The organism is Acetobacterium sp. KB-1, from assembly GCF_003260995.1.
In the GTDB taxonomy this organism is placed as follows: domain Bacteria; phylum Bacillota; class Clostridia; order Eubacteriales; family Eubacteriaceae; genus Acetobacterium; species Acetobacterium carbinolicum.
The window spans coordinates 60,579-81,821 of sequence record NZ_CP030040.1 but is presented as its reverse complement, the minus strand read 5'-3'; the positions used below and the strand labels follow the sequence as shown (position 1 = coordinate 81,821).

The following is a 21,243-nucleotide window of genomic DNA, read 5'->3' as shown; positions in this document are numbered from 1 at the left end:
CCTTTATTCTTTTTTATTATTTATTCGTCAATTTCCTTCTTTGCTTTATATAATTAAAGCTACCCATACATAAATGATGCTTAACAGAAAAGCCGCAATCATCACCCCATAATCATAGCCTTTTAGTTTAAGAACCAGATATTCCACCCGATTGGGATAAGCCCCAAAGGCCCTGCTTTCCATGGCAATGGCAATCTCTTCGGCATGTTTTAAGGACGAAAGAATGATGGGAGTAATCAGATAGACATAAATCTGAGTTTTTTTACCAAAGGGAACCTTTGTAAAATCAACGCCCTTTAACTGAAGTGCGACCATCGAATCCTGAAATTCTTCTGTAAAAATGGGGATAAACCGCAATGACAAAGCGGTCATAAAAGCAATCTTATAGGGCACCTTCCACTGAATCAGACCCTGAATGGTCTCCCGATAGTTTGATGTCGACATAATAATCCCTGAAGTCAGAATCACCAGCATCCGGACAAATGTCTTAACCCCCATAGCAATTCCTTTTGCTGTGAGCAGCGGGATTCCCAATATCTCAAACAATACCTCCGTGTCCGGTGTAAATACACTCTGGACAATGGAGAGCGTCAAAATCAGAATCAGAATCCGCCGATACCGTTTGATCAGCATTAATACCTCCACCCCCAGAAGCAGGGCGCAGACAATTGAAATGATACCAATTCCCACAACAAAGGCCAGATTTTCGACAACCAGCACCATCGAGGTCAGACAGAGGACCAGGACTATTTTTGTCCGGGGATCGATTCTAGCAGCCATCATCCACAACCTCTCCATTTTCCAGTTTGATAATGCGATTGGCATGATCCTTGATAAATTGCAGATCATGGGAAATCACAGCCAGACCAATGCCTTCCCCGGCGAGTTCTTCCATTAATTGATACAGTGCTTTTTTGCGGTCCCGATCCAGCCCCGTTGCGGGTTCATCTAAAATCAGAAACCCGGGTTCCTGGGCCAGGGTTGCCGCCAGCACCAGACGCTGTTTTTCACCGCGGCTGAGTCGCATCGGCACCCGATCTTTGAGATGATTAAGCTCAAACCGTTTTAGCAGCACAGCGGCCTTTTCTTGGGCGATTTTTTTATCGAGTCCCTTAATTTCAAGGGGAAACGTGATTTCGTCCTGGACACTGGCCGCAAAAAGCTGACGATCCGGATTTTGAAAGGCATAACCAATCTTTCCGCCCCGCTCACACAACTTTAATGCCTTACCGTCCACCCCATCAATCTCAATGCTTCCGGAATCAGGTTTTAGAATGCCCATGATAATTTTCCCCAGGGTCGTTTTACCTGATCCGTTTTCGCCGGTGATCCCCGTAATTTCACCCCGATTCAGCGACAAATCGATGTTTTTTAATGCAAACCGACTGCGGGGATAAGCATAGGTTATTCCCGCAAGTTTGATGTAACTCTCCATACTGGCTCCGTTCATTGTTATGCTTTACTTATATGTTTTACTTTTACCGATCGATCGATTTACAAGCTGCCCTCGTAAGGAATCAACCGACCATGCTTCAGCACCAGGATGCGATCGGCAATGTCCATATTGTCAAAGTCATGCTCGACCATGATAATCGATTTCCCCGCTTCTCGTAAGCGTAACATCACCGCTTTGATCATCTCCCGGCCGCGGGTATCGATCTGCGACAAGGCCTCATCAAAAAGCAGTACCGACGGCTCCATACTAAGAACTGAAGCCAGAGCGATCAGTTGTTTTTGCCCGCCGGAAAGATTGTTGGGCGTTTCAAACCGGAACTCTTCCATACCGACCAACTGAAGCATCGCCGCGATCCGTTCTCCAATAATCTCCCGTTTGACACAGAGATTTTCGGGTCCAAAGGCAACCTCCGCCTCAATGGTGGGAGAAAATAATTGATTATCCGGTTCCTGAAACACAATTCCCACCTTTTCGGCTAGTCGGGGTGTTTGCATATCAAAAATCGATTCGCCAAACAAGGTCACCTCACCCTGAATTCTTCCCCGGATGGTTTTGGGGATGATCCCAGCTAAGATATGACACAGGGTGCTTTTACCACAGCCGGAATAACCAGCGACTGCTAAAATTTCATTTGTTTTCAGACTCAAATCCAGTCCATGGAGAATATTGGTATCACAGCCAGGATAACGAAAATAAAGATCGTGGACCTCAATCGGATTCATCGCTGCCTCCCATTTTCTTTCTATCTCGTCTCCAACTTTGATCGATTTGATCTTTTTTTGTACCTTCCCCTTATTCACAGTTGGTCTTCTCCTCTTTATCGATTCGTCCCGGATCACCGCTAAGACGAATATCAAGCGATTCCTCCGCCTCGTGCGCCTTGAACGAACCGAGACGATTGACTTGATTCGCAATAGCGTAGGCCAGCAGTCCGCCCAGTCCCCCGGACAAGGCTGATAAACTCAGGGTCAAAAGTAACGGAATCAACGGCAGTCGGAAGAAGACAAAATTAACCCCAAAGCTACCGAGCACATTGGCAACCACCCCGGCACTAAAACAGCCACCTTTGGTATATTTATATTTTCCGATAACGAAGTAAAGAATTTCCACCCCCATCCCCGGCATTAAATAGGTCATCATACTCATGATGCCATGAGAACCCATCGTGCCAGTAACGGTTACCAAAATGGCCTGTACCAGACAAACCAAAAAGGCCGCTCCGGTTTTTTTTACCAGCATGGCACCTAAAACAATAAAAAGCATATAGATTCCCCCGGAAATTGAACCCCCCGGGATAAAAAAAGGACCGGTAATAATGTGTACCAGGGGTACCAGAACAACCTTAACCGCGATACCCAGAGCTGACATCATGGCAATGGTGACCAGATCAAAAAGGGTCATCTTTTCAAATTTTTTCTCAAACAAGTTTAGCCCTCCTTTTCTTGATACGCACAAGTTCTTTCTCTTTTTCCAGCCGAATTTCATCTAGATCCGCTTTGATCTGATTCTTTAGATAGTCTTCCAGTTCACTGATTAGCGCTTTTTTCCACTGGGTAAAGCTGGGCCTGTAGGTTAGGGTAAAGGCCAGCAGTCTTCCATAATCAACTGCCGCTGTTAATGCCTGGAAATCTTCATAATCAATGGCATAAACTGTGCCATCACGGATAATGAAATTTCTGAGATTAATGTCGTAAAAAGCCAGGCCAGTTTTTTGATGCAGTCGATTAAGCCAATCAATGGTCTTTTTAAAAAGATCAATTATTTCCTTGCCAGGCATAACTGTATCACCACTACGACTTGTTTCTTGCGCTTCTGCAACTTCTAGTTTTTCACAAAGGGTGACACCTTCAAGATATTCATAAAGAAGCACCCGATCAAACCGGCCCCGACACGGCGCTACGCTAAAATCCATATCACTCAGCCGTTTTAGCATCGCCAACTCATTTTCAAGGGATTCTGTTTTTGCAAATTTCTTTTCGATCAGTTCGAGTACCTGTTCACCATCTGAAATCTTAATCAGTCGAACCCGGTTTTTCTTACTTTTAAATTGCCTGATCACCTCATAGGTGCCGGCTTCATAGTTTTTTATTAGTCTCATTCATCCACTTGCGGCCTGCCGATATGTATTTTTATATCGGCTCCTTTTTCATAACCTTCCAATTCTGAAACCACACTGAGCACGACGTTTTGAATGAGTTTTTGAACAAAGGGCACCATTACAATCGCTTGTCCATTAATTTTTAGAGTTACCCCATCATCTTTAAGGGGACAATCCGATCTTTTTACCTCACCTGTAATAATCTGGCGACAAAAACCGACACAATCTGTGCCACATAAACCACAGCACTTTTCTGTAAAGCCAGGTAACAACTCAAACGCATAGTGCTGAACCAGATCAACCAGACGGTCCGGTTCCTTCAGGCAGTGAACCACTTCTTTTCCCCGATATTCTTTACGTTTGTCGGCAATAACTCCCGAAAATGCAAAAACCGTGTCATCTAAGCGCTCCTCAAGACCTTCGCAATCATGTCCGGTGATAATTTTAGGGATTGTTGGATCGTCAACACCCTCTAATATCACATAATCATAGTCGTAGTGAGCCAGCAGCTTTCGGATCGGCAATTTTTCCTGATAGAGAATATCCGTTTCATACATCCCCAGAGCCGTCACCAGTTGTGCACCGGCTTCTTTATGACGATCGGTGTTGGTGCCCGGTTGATCCATCATAAAGGCTTCGTAGTGGATTTCCTTAACCGATCCCACCGAATAGCCTCTTCTTCTCAGGCCTCTGATAATGGTTTCGATCACTGTTGTTTTTCCCGAATGGGTCAATCCCCTTACCGACATTACTTTCATCATGCACCTCATTTATGGTAATTATTTTACTCGAAATATATTTCACTTAAATACTTGCAATTTCGCAAACTAAAGGTCTCACCGGTAATAACAATTTCCATGGGACCCGTTCCACCCTGAGTTTTATCGGTATTTTGAATCCCGTTTCGTTCATAGACTAGATAGACCCCACCCGCGTCCAATTCAGCCACCGTCCCGGGGGACGCATAACCATCAATGGCTTTATAGGTTACGGTATTATACTGATGGTAGTCAAAGTTAGTGGTGTCGAGCACATCTTTTAACAGCAAACCGCCAAAGACCACCTCTTCTCTGCCGTTACTGGTATTTAGCCCCTCATCAATCAAAACCTTTGGCAGTACTTTGACCTCGTCAAGATTAAACTGGGCAACCATTTCATCACCGACTATTATTTTAACAGTTTCCTGCCCCAGAGCACCCAACCGCTGCTCCGTCTGACTTTTGTTAATCGCAATCAGAAAAACAGAAGAAAGGGTTAAAGAGAGAATCACCAGTGGCAGGATCCATCGTTTGAGCCGCTCTTTGCGTTTAGAATTTTTGTTACTCAAATTAACCAAGGTGTCATCATCACGCGTTTCTCTGCTCATCTTTTTAACCCTCCTTTAATTCTAAAATCCGCACCGCTCCCCAAACAAAACAAAGCAGGCAAAGGTGACTTTGCCCACTTAATCTCTTATTATTTCACAACACTCATTTTACTGATGTTTTGAACCCAGGCGCTGGAACCTAAACTGCCTGCCACTACGCTGACGAGTTCTTCACCGTCAAGTGAGATGGTCAGTAGTGAATCCTCTGCTTCCACCGTCGCCTGATCATAGGGCTTGGAATAACCATCTGATGCTTCCATCGTGATGCTGGTAAAATCGGTGACTCCTAATTTTTCGGCTACGTCTTTTAAGGCATACCCTTTAAAAATCCCACCTGTTTCTGAGCCATCTTTTTTAGTCATTTTTATGGTTTTTTCAACCAAAGGAAGAGCCGCAAGATCTGCCTGGGTCAACTGGGTTTTTCCATCAACCCCTTCCAGGGTAATGCTAAACTCGGCCACCTGCTCCTGGCTTTCCGTTTTGGAAGCGTTTTCTTCTTTTTTTGAATCTGCCGCAGGTGAACTGCAACCAAGCAGACCAACCCCTAAAACCATCACCAATGCCAGTGTTAACAACTTCTTTTTCATTTTTTCCTCCTGAGCTTTCTTTTTTACGGAAGCATGCTGAGTCAGGAATCCCAACAGAAAAAACAAAAAAAACAATTTTTGCAAAAAAGAAGGCTCAGCAAAGCTAAACCCACAAAAAATTCGATGCAAACATGAATTCTCTTACTTTTCCAATGTGGGAGGCCCTGTCGTTTCCAACAAAACCCTAACGTCATAACCTCCATAATATTCTAATATTTTAGGAAGTTAAGATCAGTAAGCAATTTCATTCCGTATTTAATTATTTTTATTATATTTTTTTTGCCTTTAATTGTCAATGTCTATTTGTTAATGGCCCTGATAAATTTACAGTCGCTTCTCACCCATCCTTCACACAACGCACGCGATAACGTGCTAATCACAAAAAAGATGCCAACTCGTAGGCATCTCTTTTGTATGTTATAGCTGCTTAATAGTAATACATAGAACCCATAATGGATGCCATAATTGCCCCCATCACAATGCTGATGAGAATTCCCAAGGCGATGGCAATTGCCATCATTATCAAATATGCCCGGGCAAAATTCTTTTTATTAGGACCTGTTTCACTGCCAAATCCCCAAATAAAGAGCATCACAATCCCGGCAATGGGAATGGCTGTGATCAAAAACATAATCAGGTACTGTCCCATCGTAATCAAATCCACTCCCGCGGTAGCTCCGACCGGTTGTGTCGGTGGACTTGCTCTAACTGGTTGGGGCTTTGGTATCGTACTTACGGTCTGGGATGGTGCCGAACCTCCTGATTGTTTGGCTCCGCAATGGGTACAAAATGCTGCATCATCTGGAATTTGTTTACCACAGTTTTCACAAAACATTGTCTTTCCTCCTTATTTTTTATCCTCTATTTTTGTATCTTCCGGTTCAATAGTATCGATTTTTTTGAGACGACGCTTCTTTTCTTTCATTTTCTTTCTGATCATCATACCAATAAAGAATCCTAATCCGGCAATGGCAGCAAATGGAATCAGCCTGAAAATTAAAACGATCAGAAAGGCAAAGATATAAAGAACTAAATTGATCGATGTTACAAACCCTTCCGCTATTTTAGAAAATATTTCAGAAAAGGGGGAACTTACCACTGACGAGGATAATTTCTTTTCATAAAGTGAAATATAAATCGTTGAGTAGGCCATATCGGTATCCCAGTTTTTTATCGTGGTGGTCAGACTGTCAATTTCTGTGCGTACACGGTTTAGTTCACTCTCAATCGCTAACAAGTCGGTGATATTGATGGCCTGTTTTAAATACTCCACCAGTCGTCCCTCTTCAATTTTCAGATTATTAAGACGCGCCTGCACGTCCTGATACTGCTGCGAAATATTGGTGCTGCTGACATTGGCACTAATAGGACTGCCTAATGTCTGGATCTCGGTCATCGCTTCTGAAAATTTCGCCGATGGCACCCGAATGGTAAGATAGCCCGAGTTAGCTTGAACGCCAGCCTGTTCTGATGCATAGTTCGATCCCGCATCCTGAACAAATCCACCCAATTCCTGCGCATAGTTACGAATTTTTTCAAAGGTACTTTGGTAGTCGTCGGTGTTCAGACTGATGTTTCCGCTATAAATAATCTTTGATGCATCAAAAGGTGCACTGGCATTTGCCGCTGGCTCGACTGTCTCCACCGCACTTGCCATCTCACCGTTTGTCTGATCAGAAACCATGGACTCATCGATTGCGGTTTTACTGTTTTCCTGGATAGCGCCACCAAAACACCCCCCTGCAACGATCATCACCAGACAACATAAACTAACCGCCACAACCCATAAGTAATTTTTTTTGGTACTAAGTCGTCTGCGTTTTTCCTGGCTCAAACATCCTAATTTTTCTTCTTCCGGATTCTTTTTCGGGTTTTCCTGAATCATGAATCCACCTCCTAAATAAATTTCTGATATTTTGTCATTTAATCTATTTTTTACTTTTTACCCTTATTTTCGCTAAAAATGCATAAACTTTTTTTTATCGTTTCAGTTCGTTAATTCTCCTGCTCTTCTCTTTGTGACTCATTGATTTAAAGATTCTCATAGGGGCTTTTTGCCTGATCCCCAATCCCCTTTTCCCGACGCTGTTTATCAATTCTTCGATTCATCATTTTTGCCATTAAATAATAAACCAGCCCCGGCATCCTTAACTGGGCATGATGATATAGGTTCGGCGGAGAGATTTCTTGCTTTGCCACGTTTTCCAGAAAAAGTCCAAACCCGTGCTCAACTTTTTTACCATTTAATAGTTTGTCTAATGGTTGACCATTTAGCATTGCCCCCATGCCAATCACAAATCCCCCCTTATAACTGAGGTCATAATCACCGGCAAACAGTTCTAGCATGTTCAGACCTGATTCATGGGTATGAACATAGGGCATCCCGCCCTGAATAATCCCATAAAGACCTTGTCCATGGAGGACGTCCTGGTTCTTTTCAAGCTCTTCTAAAAAGTATACTGTATCGGCTGGATAAGTATCAATGTAGCAGGGACCAACCATGATAATCGTCTGGGCGTCATTAATAGCTACCAATAACGGATTTAAATTTTTTAAGTTTGGATATAAATGCAGGATTTCTGCCTGATAATCCCGAGAAGAAAGAAACGTCTGGCAACGATTAGCCAGCATCATACTTGTCCCTGTTTTTCTGGGACTCAGGTTTATTATAACTGCTTTTTTCATTGGTTTAAACCCTCCACTACCGATTCAAGGCAAACGTTAAGGTTGCTGTCATCAACCATATATACACTACCCTTGATGTTCATAATCTTGATGTTTTCCACAACCAGGTTCTTAAAAGCACTTTTTTCGTCATTCTTCCATTGATCCTTAACACCAATCGCTACTAGAGTGTGAACCCGACCAATTTTTCCTTTAACCAGCTCCCCCTTTTTACAATAATAATGCCGATCTCCAATAACAGCACATTTATCGAAAACACGTTTCATTTTAAATGAATAGCTTCCCCATTTAACCGGGTTTACCATGACCAACACATCAGTTTTCATCAATTTTGGCAGAATAATATCGGCATCATCCCGATGTATGCACTGTCCATAGGTTTTATCAGTACATCCGCCACAACTGTAACATGGACCCACGTCCAAATCAGTTAAAGAAATAAATTCAGTTTCTATTTTTCCATCCCTCAGTTTTTTATTGAGTCTTTCGCCAACTTCTGTATGATCTGATAAGATTGTAATCATAATCGCCCTCTTTTCTTCATTTTATAACAGCAGATGTTAAAGCACACTTCTCTAAAAGGTAATATATTACATATATTTTAAATTGTCAACCGAAACAATTGTCATCAGTTAAAGGGACGAATTGTTTTATTTCTTTCCACTTAAATTAAAATCATAAAATTTATCTGATTTATAATTTTTTGGATTTAAATCTATACCGAAATATGATAGGATGTAAGCAGATTGAATCCTGAAGACTCGAGGAGTATAAAATGTACGAAAAAGGTATCCAGACAAGAAACCATCTTTATGAAATTTCAAAAAAGTGCTTTTATGAACATGGTTATGAAAAAACAAAGATTAAAGACATCGTAACAACAGCTGATACACCCATTGGTCTTTTTACCTATTATTTTAAAACAAAAGATAAGATTGTCCACGAGATCTATTTGGATTATTACCAGCAAATTGACAAATGTCTAAACGCACTGACAATTGATGGATTTGAAAATCCCATCCTTCATCACGCGGCTTTGAGTTATATCTATTTTGATCTGATTCTCAACAATGAAAACAATCGACGGTTTTACTATGAAATTCTTAGAAAAGCCTCAAACTATCGCGTTGCTGGTGATTTCATCCGCAACACCTACCTTGGTTATATAAAAGAATACAATTTAGTCGTCAGCGAAAGAGAATTCGATAACTTACTTTTTATTGATTTTGGTGGACGCCGCGAGTATTTCCTGAACTATTTTGAAAAACCTTTAAATGACTCGATTGACGAATTGATCTTTTTACTTAATGGAATTCTACCCCGATTGCTTGGCATCGATCAACATGCGGTCACCACCCTTCTTTATAAGGGTATCCAAATCGCTAAAACCATTGACTGCAGGCAAATTAAGTTTCTCTATAAATAATTGTTATCATCTAAAAAGGAGGTTTCAACCCAGATTTAAAATGGGATGAAACCTCCTTTAAATTAAAACATTTCTTTTGTCATTTTATCAATTTCTTCATCCGTTGCTTCGTAAACACCGGGGAATGAACTAACGTTCAGGCCCTGGCTGGCACCAGGTATGAAATATAGTTTTCCGCATCGTCGACACGCTGTTTCCACTTTTTCTGCAATATTTTCCTGGGTCCATCCCGGGAAATCAATAACGCCGCTATCAATATCACCCATAAACGTTATTTTTTCGCCATACGCTTTAATCAGTTCTGGGACATTGTTGGTGGTCATCACGCCTTGCCAAATATCGATACCCATTTCAATCATGGATGGTACCAGGTTAGCACCATAGCTATCACTATGATGTATGACTAATTCTACCCCATTGTCTTTGTAATACCCATAGATTTTCTTATAGGCCGGAACAAAGAATTCATCAAACATCTCTGGAGAGATAAATGAATTGATCTGACTGCCCCAGTCATCATGATGGAAAACGGCATCCGGATGAAGATGATCAATAAACTCTTTCGCCAGTTTAAGTTCAAATTCCACAATATAGTCAATGAGCTCATGCATCGCTTCCGGCTCTTCGTAATATGCCATTAACGCTTCTTCCATGCTCATCAGATAATGAACCTGCTCAAAAATTCCTGGTGCCACAAAAACAGTGACATATTGATCATTTCGGTCAACGGCCTCGGCTTCAGCAATGGCAACAGCCCATTTTTCCTCGGGTTGTTCAACCGAAGGTGCTTTTACATAGTCCCTCCATTTGGTAACATCTTTGACCACAATATGTTCTTCATCATGTACCGGAAAGGCACCTAATTGACCTTCTGGCCAGCGAATGGTAACTCCCCATTCATTCACAATCTCTCCACCTACTGGTGGCTTAATTCGTGTAATTGGCGTTTTCATCATCATTGCGAAAGCTTCGTATTGTTTTACAAAGCGATCCGGGTTACCACCCTTCATGACCTCTACCAGATTCTGTCTTTTTGTCAGCATTTTGATTTCTCCTCTTGTAAATATTTATGAAATTAAGCCGTAGCCAGTTCTTTCGCTTTGACAGCCGCACTACCAGCATCCGGCGCATATCCGTCGGCGCCAACTTCAGCAGCATATTCCGGTGTAACCGGGGCCCCCCCAACAATAACTTTTACATCCGGACAAGCCGCTTTAACGGTTGCTACGGCTTCTTTTAAAGCTGGCATGGTGGTAGTCAGCAGGCCAGAACACGCGACGATTTTCACATTATCATTATCTTTAACTGCCGAAACAAAGGTGTCCGCGGGTACATCAACACCTAAATCAATCATATCAAATCCGGCACTTTCGATCATCATCGAAACCAGATTCTTGCCGATATCATGGAGATCCCCAGCTACGGTACCGATTACACAAGTACCTAAAGAAGCGGAACCGTCGCCAGCCATCAGAGGTTTTAACACTTCCACGCCTTTTGACATGGCCTTAGCCGCGATTAACATTTCCGGTACGAAAATTTCTCCTGATGAGAATTTGTCCCCAACAACACCCATGGAATCGACCATAGCCTGGAGAATTTCTGCTGCTGCATTACCTTCATCCAGGGCTTCCTGAACCAGACCGGGAACCAATTTGGACTTTCCTGCTTCGACCTTTGCTTTAACTTCTTCAAGTTTTGACATATTACTTCTCCTTTAATTTTTATAATTGATAATTACGAATCCGCTGCATTTAACGCAGTCCGTTTCGTAATTACCTTATTATACGCTAAATGGAATCTTTTATTTACAGCCATAACGATTATCAATATTGTAATTTATTTTTTATTTCCAACTTTATTGTACTCGTATACAACATGAATGTCAATATTTTTTAGTATATTTTAATTAATATACTGTTTCAACCTTAATTCTAGTCCAAATTACGACATGATTTCTGTTTTTTTTATCATTATTTCGTTTTTTCTGCTATTTTGTCTTCTTGCTCTAAATTTACTGTTAAGTTCATTTTATTATAATGTCACATACTTTTACAATTTAGATCATTCTAAGACGAATCACTTTTTTCCGTACACATTTATTGTTGGTTTGTAAATTTGTTTTCTTAATTTTCTCTGTATTCTAATGCACACCAGCGCGTCACTTGTTTTGAAATGGAAACACCGGGTATAATAAATCCAAGTCAAAGGTCTTGGTGTGGCGATTCTTTGCCTTGAGACAAACAATCACCACGTCATTGCTTCCTGAACCAAATGTGCTACAAAGCTAAACCGAGATTTCTAAATAATGAATGGAGATACGACAATGAATGAAAAACTATGTCAAAGCTGTGGAAAACCGATGGGCGAAACCAATAAACTGTATGGCACTGAAAAAAACGGTACCAGGAGCCTTGATTATTGTGACGATTGTTATAAAAACGGTGAATTCACGTCGCAAATTACAAAAGAACGAATGATTGAGGTGAGTATTCCCTACCTATTAAAAGAGAAACCAGGGATTAGTGCCGATGAAGCCAGGCAAGAAATGGAAGCTTTCTTCCCAACCTTAAAGCGATGGAAGCAATTCAAATCGTAATATATTTCTCCGACACCGATTAAAAGACAACACGATGAAGTATTTCGATTCTTAAAATCGTTCATAATTTATCAATAAATCATTGTATTCTTTATTAAAATTATGCATAATAGGAATATAAATAAATGCGATTCAATTCTGCAAAAATCTGAGCAAAAAATGCGATCGCATCTCAGATAAAACTATGAATTTTGGGATAGGAGGTCGGGGATTATGGCAAATAATTTTTATCATGAAACCATTAAGCATTTGCATGTGGGTTATGCGTATCATCGAATTATTTGTGATACTCAAGGCGTTCCTGTAGATTATGAATTTATTGAGGTTAATAAAGCCTTTGAAACCGCAACTGGACTGCAAAGCCAAATGATCATCGGAAAGACATTAACACAAATATTACCAGAGATCAAGGATTCAGACTTTAACTGGATACGTTTCTACGGTGAGATTGCTCTTAACAACGGAGCGGATGAAATCGAACAGTATTCAGAGCCTTTAAAGCGATGGTATCGGATTCAGGTCTATTCTCCCGAAACCAATTATTTCATCACCTTATTTCATGATATCACCAGAGAAAAGCAGGATTTGGCTGAGAAGAATCTGCTTCTTACCACCCTCCACGATATTGTGTTTGAGGTCAGCGACGATTATTATTTCACGAATGTCATCGTCCATGACGAAACCACGCTTTTTATGCCCAAAAATAAGATCATTGGAAGTCATATCACCACTATTTTTTCAAAGGATATTTCTGATGAAATCTTATCTGTTTTTAAAAAAACTTATACTACTCAAAAAAAACAAAACTATGAATATAAATCTCCGCTGATTTCCGATGAACGCTGGTTTTTAGCCGAATTTTTTTGTATTAAAACCGATCAATCATTCAAATTTGTGGTCAGTATTCAGGATATCACCCAGCGTAAAGTTATTGAGAAATCACTCTTTATCGAAAAAGAACGTTTTCGAACGACTCTGTTGTCCATTGGCGATGGTGTTATTTCTACCGATTCACGGGGATATGTTACCTTAATCAACAAAGTTGCTGAAAAACTTACCGGTTGGTCTTTGCAAGAAGCTTATGGTTTACCCCTTGATCAGGTTCTTTGTCTTGTTGATGAATATACCCGAGAAAGCTGTGAAAACCCAGCCGCCCGGGTTCTTGAAACAGGAGCAATTATTGAACTCAACAATCATACCTTGCTTTTGTCTAAAGATGGCCTGACGATTCCAATCGAGGATAGTGCTGCCCCAATCAAAGATCAGGATGGTCATATTACCGGAGTTGTTATTGTCTTTCGGGACTTTTCTGATAAAAAAGAGAAGCAGGAGCAAATTGAATACTTAAGCTTTCACGATCACCTTACCGGTTTATACAACCGTCGTTTTTTTGATGAAGAACTAAGACGCTTAAATACCCCACGAAATCTGCCTTTATCGCTGCTTATTTTTGATGTCAACGGATTAAAGCTAACCAATGATGCCTTTGGACATCTGGCTGGGGATCGACTACTTCAAAAAGTTTCCCAGATCATGCAAGAAAAAGCGAGAAGCGACGATATTATCGCCCGTGTTGGCGGTGATGAGTTTGTTATCCTACTTCCCCAGACGACTATCAAGGAGGCCAAAGAACTGGCGAAACGGATCAATACAGCGCTAAGCCAAGAAAATCTCGAAGCAGGTCATATCTCTATTTCCAGCGGCTGGGGTGTTAAAAATACTCCGGATGAGGAAATTGACGAGGTCTTTAAAGCTGCTGAAAACAAGATGTATCAATACAAAATTTCCGAACGCAGCAGCACCCGTAACGAAGCTATTCAATTTATTATGAAGACCCTTTATGAAAAGCTTCCCCGTGAACAGGAACATTCAGAGCGGGTGAGTAAAATTAGCGGCCTTATCGGAACCGAGCTAGGAATGACAAATGAAGAGATTAATGAGTTGAAAACGGCAGGTACTCTTCACGATATTGGGAAAATTGCCATTGGTAACGAGATTTTGGATAAGTCTGATAAACTAACTAATTTTGAATGGATGGAAATTCACAGGCATCCGGAAATCAGTTACAGCATCTTGAGTTCGCTCAATGATTACGCTCCGCTCGCCAATATTATTCTCTTTCATCACGAGCGATATGATGGCAAAGGTTATCCCAAAGGCTTATCCGGCGATCAAATCCCTTTGCAAGCCCGGATCATCGCTGTTGCCGATGCTTTTGATGCGATGACTTATGGCCGACCATATAAAGAACCGCTAACACTTGAGGCCGCCATTCAAGAAATCATTAATGGCAAACATACCCAGTTTGATCCAGAAGTCGCTGATGTTTTTTTGCGTATTGTCTCAGAAAATAATAATGAATTATAAAAACCGTACATCGTTAGAAGATGTACGGTTAATTTTACCCATTTATTCCAATGAGGTATTTTTTAAATCATCAATGAGTTTTTCATGCCAGTTCAAAACCATCTCATAATAGGTCCGACCAAACGAAAGACTGGCGTATTCAAAAGGGTCCATCCCATCACCGATTGTTCTTTCAATTTCCGACAGTTTTTCCATAGCATCCTGTACTGTCCCTCTAAAAAGTTCGATATTTAGAATCGCATCATTTTTCTTTAAATGTTTGTAAAAAAACAGTTTTGCCAAATATTCCTGATTAAAAGGAGAAAATGTACAAGGTGTTTGCAGCCATTCGATAAAATGTTCGCGTCCTTTTTGCGTTATGGTATACATTTTTTTAAACCGGTTACCTTCGACAATTTCAGAAAAAGTAATCAGTCCAATCTTTTCCAATCGTTTAAGCATTGGATAAATACTACCAAAACTGGCATCAATAAAATTTGATGTCCGCAAGACCATCATTTGTTTGATATCATAACCGGTCATATCCCGATCCAACAAGAAACCAAGGATTGCAAATTCTAACATAACACCCTTCTTTCAGCACACTCTTTCTTTTTCAATGCGATCCACCTGATCATACCTTTAGTGCATCATCACACTTTCTTTTTAGTTGCTATTACCCTCTTAATAATCCATTATCTCAAAATAATCTGTACACCAGACCAATAATTATTCTGGTTTTTTAAGTATATCGTTTCGATATAAGCAATTGTATAATATTTATTTTATATGTCAATAGTTTTTACACAAATTTTTATTAAATACAGAAAAGTACTGTATCGCGCTCAGTTCGCTTTTACAGTACTTCCTTACTCATTTAGATTTTATACTCCTATGGACAGCGTACGAAATTTCGAACCCATAGACAGTCGGCACAGGATGGCGTATTGAAATTGCAGTCGTATTTGGTGTCTTCTACCAGGCTACATCCACCGCGGAGATCACAGTCAATACAGGATGGATATTGATTATTGTAAACTGTGTTCCAGAAATCCTGATATTCTTTGCCTTCGATAATCGCTTTTAAGGATTTTTCACTTACATTTCCAAATGAATGTTTAATCACTCTTTTTTTGTCCCCAAAGACGTACTCATCATAACTGTTGGCCAGACGGTAGCAGGACATCACTTCGCCCTTGGTGTCAATATAAACATAACCTTTGTCAATGAAGGTACAGCGTCGTTCAGTTTTTAATTCCATATCCGGAATATTTATTTTAATATCGCGATAGGTAAATATTTTTTCTAAATAAGCCTTACCTTCAGCATTTTCATATCGATTATAAAAAATATCATTTGTATCTTTTTCGTTGATCGGTAGCAGATGCGATAGCGACAGCCGATGAAAACCATAGTGCCTCATCATATCCATGATCTCAAACAAGGCTTCTTTATTACTTTTTGTCATCACATAGGCAACACCAACCTTTGGAGTGGATGAATGGGTTTGTTTATGATACTTTGAGATTGTTTCAAAGGTATTGATTAGTTGATCCTTGACGCCCTGGGTATCTTCGTGATACTGGTCTGCTGAAAAATAAACCTCATTAAATTTTTCACAGATCAACTTCGCATTTTCTTCTGTCATAATCCCATTACTGGTCATTAAAAGCTTATAACCATCAAATAACTCAACGGCTTCTTTAAAATGTGGGTACACCGTCGGTTCACCGATCCCGCCAAAAAAAACTTCTTCAAGTGACCCAAACTCTTTTACCTGTTCACGAATGGACTTTAATAGTTCCAAATCCATATCCCCTTCAATGGTGTCCCAGGTATGCCTAAAACACATCTCACAATTCAGATTACATCGATTTGTGAGCTCAATATATAGCCGTTTAAGTTCCATATTATACCTCGCTTTTTGTTAACCACAGTCTCCCCCAAGCACAACACCTGTCACCGGACAGGTCTAACTTTCCTAAACACAATAGTTAGCGTTACCTCATTTTTTATACTATCAACGCTGTTATACTATGGCAGGTTAATTCACTCTTCTGATAATGACTTAATTTATTTATTTCTTCCATTAAAAATTCTTCTTTATTTAATTCCGTCTCAAAAATAGTTGTCAGAAAGGGATGCTCAGAAAAAACGGACGCCTTTATTTTATAATAGGCAAATTTGTTCTGCCGACGACTTTCCAAAAAACCAGCATCACTCATCAATCTGAGATGCTTTGAAAGATTAGATTGAGAGATTCCCAATAAGTATTCCAACTCGCAAACACACAGCTCCTGAACGTATAATAAATTCAGAATTCTTAGGCGATTCGTATCTGATAAAACCTTAAGTATTTCAACAACTGTCATTTTTTCACCTCTTGTATCTATAACTTTTATTAAAGCCACCACTTCAACGATTCATTTATAAAAATCAAAGCAAAGGGTTGTTAGTTAAGTTGCCTGCAACACCCAAACAACCCTTGCAAAATTTGCACCTTGAATATTATCTCTATGAACGTAAGCTTTTCAGACCTTTTTCATTGGTTTTCTGACCTGGTACGCGCCCGTTAATCATTCTTGATTATCGTAGCTGTTTGAGCCTTCGCAACCAGCTTCACTAATTCTTCTTCAGATAGTCCTGCCCAGGTTGCCAATTCTGTATTGGAAGGGTATCCTTTTTTCCTTTTTACTTCACCATCGACAATAGTGACCGGAAGCACTTCAACCCCTTCGTTAAGAATTAAATCATTTACTGTCTTGCTAGCAACAAAGGCCATTGGGTCTTCAGACAAACCATATCTGAGAATTTTTTTTCCTTCACCTTCTAGCACATTTAATATGGCTGAAACCCGTAACAACTCGGGGTCTACACCTGGTCCACATACCCCTGTTGAGCAGCACATGGCCGGATCATATATTTCTACTTTATTCATTTTCTTCTCCTTCTAAAAGATGAGCCTTTTAAAAAGCTCTGCTCTTAATCATTTAAATTAACAACAACCTGATTTCTGAGCTGAGTCCTCAACAATCAACTTGCCTTCATCATCGGTTTTTAACGTAACTGTGTTCGTTTTAATAACAGCTTCACCTTCCATTAACACATTAATGCCATTTACGACCACTGGTTGATCATCTGCTTTTTTATTGGTAAAAGTAAAATAAAGGGATGTTCCACAACAACCCTGTTGCAGGGATGCCTGGAGTGAATCTTGACCGCCTTCTTTTAACATTTCTTCTAATACCACTTTTGCTTCATCTGTAATAATCATTTTGTTTCTCCTCTTAGTTTTATTTTTAATTAATTCAACTTGTTCGTCGATCTGTCGAAACAGACTTGTTTATTTTTTCCAGGGAATAACCACATAGTTTCCTTTAGTATCTTTTGCAATTCGCTTGATCCATTTTTCTTCATTATTGGCGCGTGCCCGTAAGAATGGGTCCTTGGTGTCGGTGGCCAATAAACTGGCGTTCATAACCCACCACTTATTCATAATACCAGCACGTTTTAAATCTGCTTCTAAGCGCAGTGCTTCAAAAACTGGTGTTGCTTCTGGTAGAGCTACAATCACCACTTCCGTTTCGGCCTGATTTTGCAATCGTGGTAAAAGATTAACAACTGAATCCGGAATATCTGCATTGGATCGTTCCATTTCTTTATGATAGCTCTCAGTCGAGTTAAGGAGCAGCAAGGTATGACCAGTTGGTGCCGTATCAATCACAACTACTCCATCTTCAGCTTTTTTTACCTGTTCTGCAAAAGCTCTAAATACGGCAATTTCCTGGGTACAAGGAGATTCTAAATCTTCAATAATGTAATCAATGTCATCTTGACTCATATTCGCTGCTTTGGCTTTTCCAACGACCTCATCACGATATTTTTGCAATTCTTCGGCTTCATCAATATTACTGACACTAATGTTTTCACCACCCATAGTTGATGCACTGATATGCCCGGCTGGATCGGTGGTGGTTAGATAGACCTTCTTGCCCATTTTTGAGAGTCCCAGTGCTATAGCGGCTGCGATAGTCGTTTTACCAACGCCACCTTTACCCATGGTGAAGATCACTTTTTTATTTGAATCGTACATATCTTTGACCAGTTTTTCCAAACCAGGCAAGTCAATTGTTTCCTGAACTTTTTCAACATCAATCACATCATCTTCGGTGAATAGTCGGCGTATATTATCAACCCCGGCAACGTTATAGGCACGAAGCGGTAAGGTATAAATATCCAGAGTCTTTAAACTATTGGGAATATTTTTGACGGCGTCTTTTTGTTTGCCATAAAAGGCTGTCGCAATTTCATCGGTTTTGTCAAAATTTTCCAGCGCTCCGTTGATAATCAGAATTTGATTCTCAACGCCAATTTCTTTTAATTCCTTAGACGCTCTGGCTGCTTCTGCCAGCGGCGATGGTTCCGGTCGTGAAACTAGAATCAAGGTTGTCATATCACCATCAGAGAGGGTTCGCACGGCTTTTTCATACATTTTCTTTTGTTCGGTTAAACCGGATAGCTGCCCCAGACAGGAAGCACCATGGGTACTGTCATCAATAAAGCTGTCCCAGGCTGATGGTAATTGAAGCATTCTGAGGGTGTGACCGGTGGGGGCGGTATCAAAGATAATATAATCATAGTCTTTGCTCATTTTTTCATCAGTGATGAATCGGGAAAATTCGTTAAATGCGGCAATCTCAACGGTACAAGATCCTGCCAGTTGCTCTTCCATACTGGCAATCGCTACATCTGGCAATTTACCCCGGTATGGTCCGACGACAGATTCCTTATATTCTTCAGCGGCCTCGATGGGATCCAGGTTGGCAACCATTAAATTAGGAACGTTCTTAATGGGAACCCCTTGGCCGGATAGTTCAGTTTCAAACACATCCTGCAAATTAGAAGCCGGGTCGGTGCTGACAAGAAATACTTTTTTCCCTTGATCGGCAAGACTCACTGCAGTTGCGCAGGCGGTGGAGGTTTTGCCGACACCGCCTTTGCCAGTGTAAAATAAATATTTTGTTAAGCTAACATGATCAGGTGTAAAATTTTTATACATGAAGGGCCTTCTTTCTTATATGAATAAGAATTCATATGTTCTTATATTCATATGATAACTCTTTCATGTGAACATGTCAAGTGTTCTTTAGTAATTTAAGATCTCCCTTTAAAACCGCGTCGAGACCTTATTAATTGATTTTCCATGCACATCATGCAGCGCTTCCATAATGGCTTCGGACAGGGTTGGATGTGGATGGATCACTTCTCCTAGCACTTCTGCCGTTAAGCCAAGATGCACGGCCATGGTTAACTCAGCCAAAAGATCGGTCGCCTCAGGTCCAATAATTGAGGCACCAATAATGACATCTTTTTCATCGACAATAATTTTAACCTGGCCCTGAATTTTAGCGATGATTTGAGCTTTTCCCAGGGAACGAAAATCAAAACTTCCAACCTTATAAACGATTCCCCTTTGCTGTGCTTCTTTTTCAGTTATCCCGACCGCCGCAACCTGGGGATCGGTATAGACACATCTGGGGATCGCTTTATGAACGCCTGTTTTGTTTTTCCCCAACATATTTTCTGCGGCGATAATGCCTTCCTTAGAAGCGACATGAGCTAAATAAGGTGTATTAATCAGATCCCCTACGGCATAAATTCCTTTTACACTGGTTTCTAGTGACTCATCGACTTCGATCCGACCTCTAGAATCAACTTTAATTCCTACTTCTTCCAGGTTAAGTCCTTTTGAAAAACTGGATCGACCGATCGAAAGCAGCATTATTTCAGCTTCTAAACGTTCACCCTTTTTTAATGTCACTGACACTCCGGAATCCTGAACCTTCACATCCGTAACACCATTGGCGGTCAATACTTTTATTTTTTCCCGTTTTAACTGCCGCAGTAGTTGTTTTGCTACACTCTCGTCCTCGGCACTTAAAATCTGGTCGGCCATTTCGACAATTGTTACTTTCGTCCCCAAGCGACTAAAAAACTGCCCCAATTCACACCCGATGACGCCTCCCCCTACGACAATCATCGATTTTGGCAGCGTTTTTAAAGACAGCGCTTCCGTACTGGTAATCACTTTCTCACCATCATAACAAAACATTTCCGGACAGATCGGGACTGACCCCGTTGCTAATAGTATTTTATCACTTACCAGTGTTAGCGCTTCGCCATCACTCCGCGCAACTTCAACCGTTTTAGCATCGATTAGTTTGCCAACCCCGCGAACCAGATTAACACCATTTGATTCAAAAAGAAATTCAATTCCCTTCACTAAACCAGAAACCAGCTTATCTTTTCGTTCAATAATTTGTTCTAAATTAGCAGTCGTATGATCATTAAAGACCCCAAACTTTTCGGCTTCTGCTGAAGTTGTCAAAACATCTGCCGAAGCCAACAATGTTTTGGTTGGAATACAACCGATATTAAGGCATGTGCCACCAACCTCCTTTTTCTCAATAACTGTCACTTCTGCACCTAATTTAGCTGCCATAATAGCGGCTTCATAACCACCCGGACCCGCACCAATAACCGTAATTTTCATTGTGTCTCCTTTTTGGTTATCTGATCGTTTTGTTTTCATACAACTCAAACAACCGCACCTTCATATGATGTTTTATTCATACGATATCGTTTTCGTGCCAATTTGTCAACCGTAATTTTTTTGCCCC

24 protein-coding genes and 1 riboswitch are annotated in these 21,243 nt (G+C 40.6%); of the genes, 3 read left to right on the top strand and 21 right to left on the bottom strand.

Features of this window, described 5'->3' with window-relative positions; all coding sequences use genetic code 11:
• Positions 1-45: 45 nt before the first annotated feature.
• The 12 genes from DOZ58_RS00420 to DOZ58_RS00365 form a co-directional block, all read right to left on the bottom strand.
• Positions 46-783 carry an energy-coupling factor transporter transmembrane protein EcfT gene (locus DOZ58_RS00420; protein ID WP_162624365.1) on the bottom strand — a complete coding sequence of 246 codons (738 nt, stop codon included), beginning with the start codon at positions 781-783 and terminating at the stop codon, positions 46-48.
• Positions 770-1,450 carry an energy-coupling factor ABC transporter ATP-binding protein gene (locus DOZ58_RS00415; protein WP_111886483.1) on the bottom strand — a complete coding sequence of 227 codons (681 nt, stop codon included), beginning with the start codon at positions 1,448-1,450 and terminating at the stop codon, positions 770-772. The genes DOZ58_RS00420 and DOZ58_RS00415 overlap by 14 nt, the downstream gene beginning before the upstream one ends.
• A 44-nt stretch (positions 1,451-1,494) precedes the next feature.
• Positions 1,495-2,256, bottom strand: coding sequence for an energy-coupling factor ABC transporter ATP-binding protein (locus DOZ58_RS00410; protein ID WP_242988554.1), 762 nt, complete (start codon positions 2,254-2,256; stop codon positions 1,495-1,497).
• Complete coding sequence (locus DOZ58_RS00405; protein WP_242988553.1) at positions 2,249-2,881, bottom strand: ECF transporter S component; 633 nt, start codon at positions 2,879-2,881, stop codon at positions 2,249-2,251. The genes DOZ58_RS00410 and DOZ58_RS00405 overlap by 8 nt, the downstream gene beginning before the upstream one ends.
• Positions 2,874-3,554, bottom strand: a complete 681-nt coding sequence (locus DOZ58_RS00400) for a hypothetical protein (RefSeq protein WP_111886481.1) — start codon at positions 3,552-3,554, stop codon at positions 2,874-2,876. Before DOZ58_RS00400 ends, DOZ58_RS00405 begins: the two co-directional genes overlap by 8 nt.
• Positions 3,551-4,315 carry a molybdopterin-guanine dinucleotide biosynthesis protein MobB gene (locus DOZ58_RS00395; protein WP_242988552.1) on the bottom strand — a complete coding sequence of 255 codons (765 nt, stop codon included), beginning with the start codon at positions 4,313-4,315 and terminating at the stop codon, positions 3,551-3,553. The genes DOZ58_RS00400 and DOZ58_RS00395 overlap by 4 nt, the downstream gene beginning before the upstream one ends.
• A gap of 23 nt (positions 4,316-4,338) precedes the next feature.
• Positions 4,339-4,920, bottom strand: coding sequence for a hypothetical protein (locus DOZ58_RS00390; protein WP_111886479.1), 582 nt, complete (start codon positions 4,918-4,920; stop codon positions 4,339-4,341).
• Between the two features lie 89 nt (positions 4,921-5,009).
• Entirely contained in the window at positions 5,010-5,507 is a 498-nt protein-coding gene (locus DOZ58_RS00385; protein ID WP_162624363.1) for a hypothetical protein, read from the bottom strand.
• A gap of 126 nt (positions 5,508-5,633) precedes the next feature.
• A riboswitch (molybdenum cofactor riboswitch) is annotated at positions 5,634-5,756 on the bottom strand.
• Between the two features lie 178 nt (positions 5,757-5,934).
• The gene (locus DOZ58_RS00380; RefSeq protein ID WP_111886477.1) at positions 5,935-6,342 is read right to left on the bottom strand and encodes a zinc ribbon domain-containing protein; all 408 of its coding nucleotides are present in this window, start codon (positions 6,340-6,342) and stop codon (positions 5,935-5,937) included.
• A 12-nt stretch (positions 6,343-6,354) separates the two neighbouring features.
• Positions 6,355-7,392 (bottom strand): DUF4349 domain-containing protein, encoded by a 1,038-nt coding sequence (locus DOZ58_RS00375; RefSeq protein WP_111886476.1) that lies wholly within the window; start codon positions 7,390-7,392, stop codon positions 6,355-6,357.
• A gap of 146 nt (positions 7,393-7,538) precedes the next feature.
• Entirely contained in the window at positions 7,539-8,192 is a 654-nt protein-coding gene (locus DOZ58_RS00370) for a hypothetical protein (RefSeq protein WP_111886475.1), read from the bottom strand.
• A complete protein-coding gene (locus DOZ58_RS00365; RefSeq protein WP_111886474.1) occupies positions 8,189-8,716 on the bottom strand; it encodes a flavodoxin family protein in 528 nt (175 codons plus the stop codon). The genes DOZ58_RS00370 and DOZ58_RS00365 overlap by 4 nt, the downstream gene beginning before the upstream one ends.
• Positions 8,717-8,967: 251 nt before the next feature.
• Here DOZ58_RS00365 and DOZ58_RS00360 point away from each other — a divergent pair, with 251 nt between their 5' ends.
• The gene (locus tag DOZ58_RS00360; protein ID WP_111886473.1) at positions 8,968-9,618 is read left to right on the top strand and encodes a TetR/AcrR family transcriptional regulator; all 651 of its coding nucleotides are present in this window, start codon (positions 8,968-8,970) and stop codon (positions 9,616-9,618) included.
• Positions 9,619-9,680: 62 nt separating this feature from the next.
• On the opposite strand, the gene DOZ58_RS00355 is transcribed toward DOZ58_RS00360, so the two are convergent.
• Both DOZ58_RS00355 and DOZ58_RS00350 read right to left on the bottom strand, forming a co-directional pair.
• On the bottom strand, positions 9,681-10,661 hold the full coding sequence (locus DOZ58_RS00355) for a uroporphyrinogen decarboxylase family protein (RefSeq protein ID WP_111886472.1): 981 nt from the start codon (positions 10,659-10,661) through the stop codon (positions 9,681-9,683).
• 32 nt (positions 10,662-10,693) lie between these two features.
• Complete coding sequence (locus DOZ58_RS00350; RefSeq protein ID WP_111886471.1) at positions 10,694-11,323, bottom strand: corrinoid protein; 630 nt, start codon at positions 11,321-11,323, stop codon at positions 10,694-10,696.
• 621 nt (positions 11,324-11,944) lie between these two features.
• Between DOZ58_RS00350 and DOZ58_RS00345 the strand changes: the two genes are divergently transcribed.
• Together DOZ58_RS00345 and DOZ58_RS00340 are read left to right on the top strand one after the other, a co-directional pair.
• The gene (locus DOZ58_RS00345) at positions 11,945-12,217 is read left to right on the top strand and encodes a zinc ribbon domain-containing protein (protein ID WP_111886470.1); all 273 of its coding nucleotides are present in this window, start codon (positions 11,945-11,947) and stop codon (positions 12,215-12,217) included.
• Between the two features lie 213 nt (positions 12,218-12,430).
• Complete coding sequence (locus tag DOZ58_RS00340; RefSeq protein ID WP_111886469.1) at positions 12,431-14,584, top strand: HD-GYP domain-containing protein; 2,154 nt, start codon at positions 12,431-12,433, stop codon at positions 14,582-14,584.
• 42 nt (positions 14,585-14,626) lie between these two features.
• Here DOZ58_RS00340 and DOZ58_RS00335 read toward each other — a convergent pair whose 3' ends face one another.
• From DOZ58_RS00335 to lpdA, 7 genes are all read right to left on the bottom strand, one after another.
• Positions 14,627-15,148: a PadR family transcriptional regulator gene (locus DOZ58_RS00335; RefSeq protein WP_111886468.1), complete on the bottom strand. Its 522-nt coding sequence runs from the start codon at positions 15,146-15,148 to the stop codon at positions 14,627-14,629.
• Positions 15,149-15,455: 307 nt separating this feature from the next.
• Complete coding sequence (locus tag DOZ58_RS00330) at positions 15,456-16,472, bottom strand: radical SAM protein (RefSeq protein ID WP_111886467.1); 1,017 nt, start codon at positions 16,470-16,472, stop codon at positions 15,456-15,458.
• A gap of 103 nt (positions 16,473-16,575) precedes the next feature.
• Entirely contained in the window at positions 16,576-16,935 is a 360-nt protein-coding gene (locus tag DOZ58_RS00325) for a metalloregulator ArsR/SmtB family transcription factor (RefSeq protein ID WP_111886466.1), read from the bottom strand.
• A 200-nt stretch (positions 16,936-17,135) separates the two neighbouring features.
• Complete coding sequence (gene arsD, locus DOZ58_RS00320) at positions 17,136-17,501, bottom strand: arsenite efflux transporter metallochaperone ArsD (RefSeq protein ID WP_111886465.1); 366 nt, start codon at positions 17,499-17,501, stop codon at positions 17,136-17,138.
• Positions 17,502-17,558: 57 nt separating this feature from the next.
• Positions 17,559-17,837, bottom strand: coding sequence for a hypothetical protein (locus DOZ58_RS00315; protein ID WP_111886464.1), 279 nt, complete (start codon positions 17,835-17,837; stop codon positions 17,559-17,561).
• A gap of 69 nt (positions 17,838-17,906) precedes the next feature.
• Complete coding sequence (gene arsA, locus DOZ58_RS00310) at positions 17,907-19,622, bottom strand: arsenical pump-driving ATPase (RefSeq protein ID WP_111886463.1); 1,716 nt, start codon at positions 19,620-19,622, stop codon at positions 17,907-17,909.
• Between the two features lie 108 nt (positions 19,623-19,730).
• Positions 19,731-21,116, bottom strand: coding sequence for a dihydrolipoyl dehydrogenase (gene lpdA / locus DOZ58_RS00305; RefSeq protein WP_111886462.1), 1,386 nt, complete (start codon positions 21,114-21,116; stop codon positions 19,731-19,733).
• Positions 21,117-21,243: the final 127 nt, after the last annotated feature.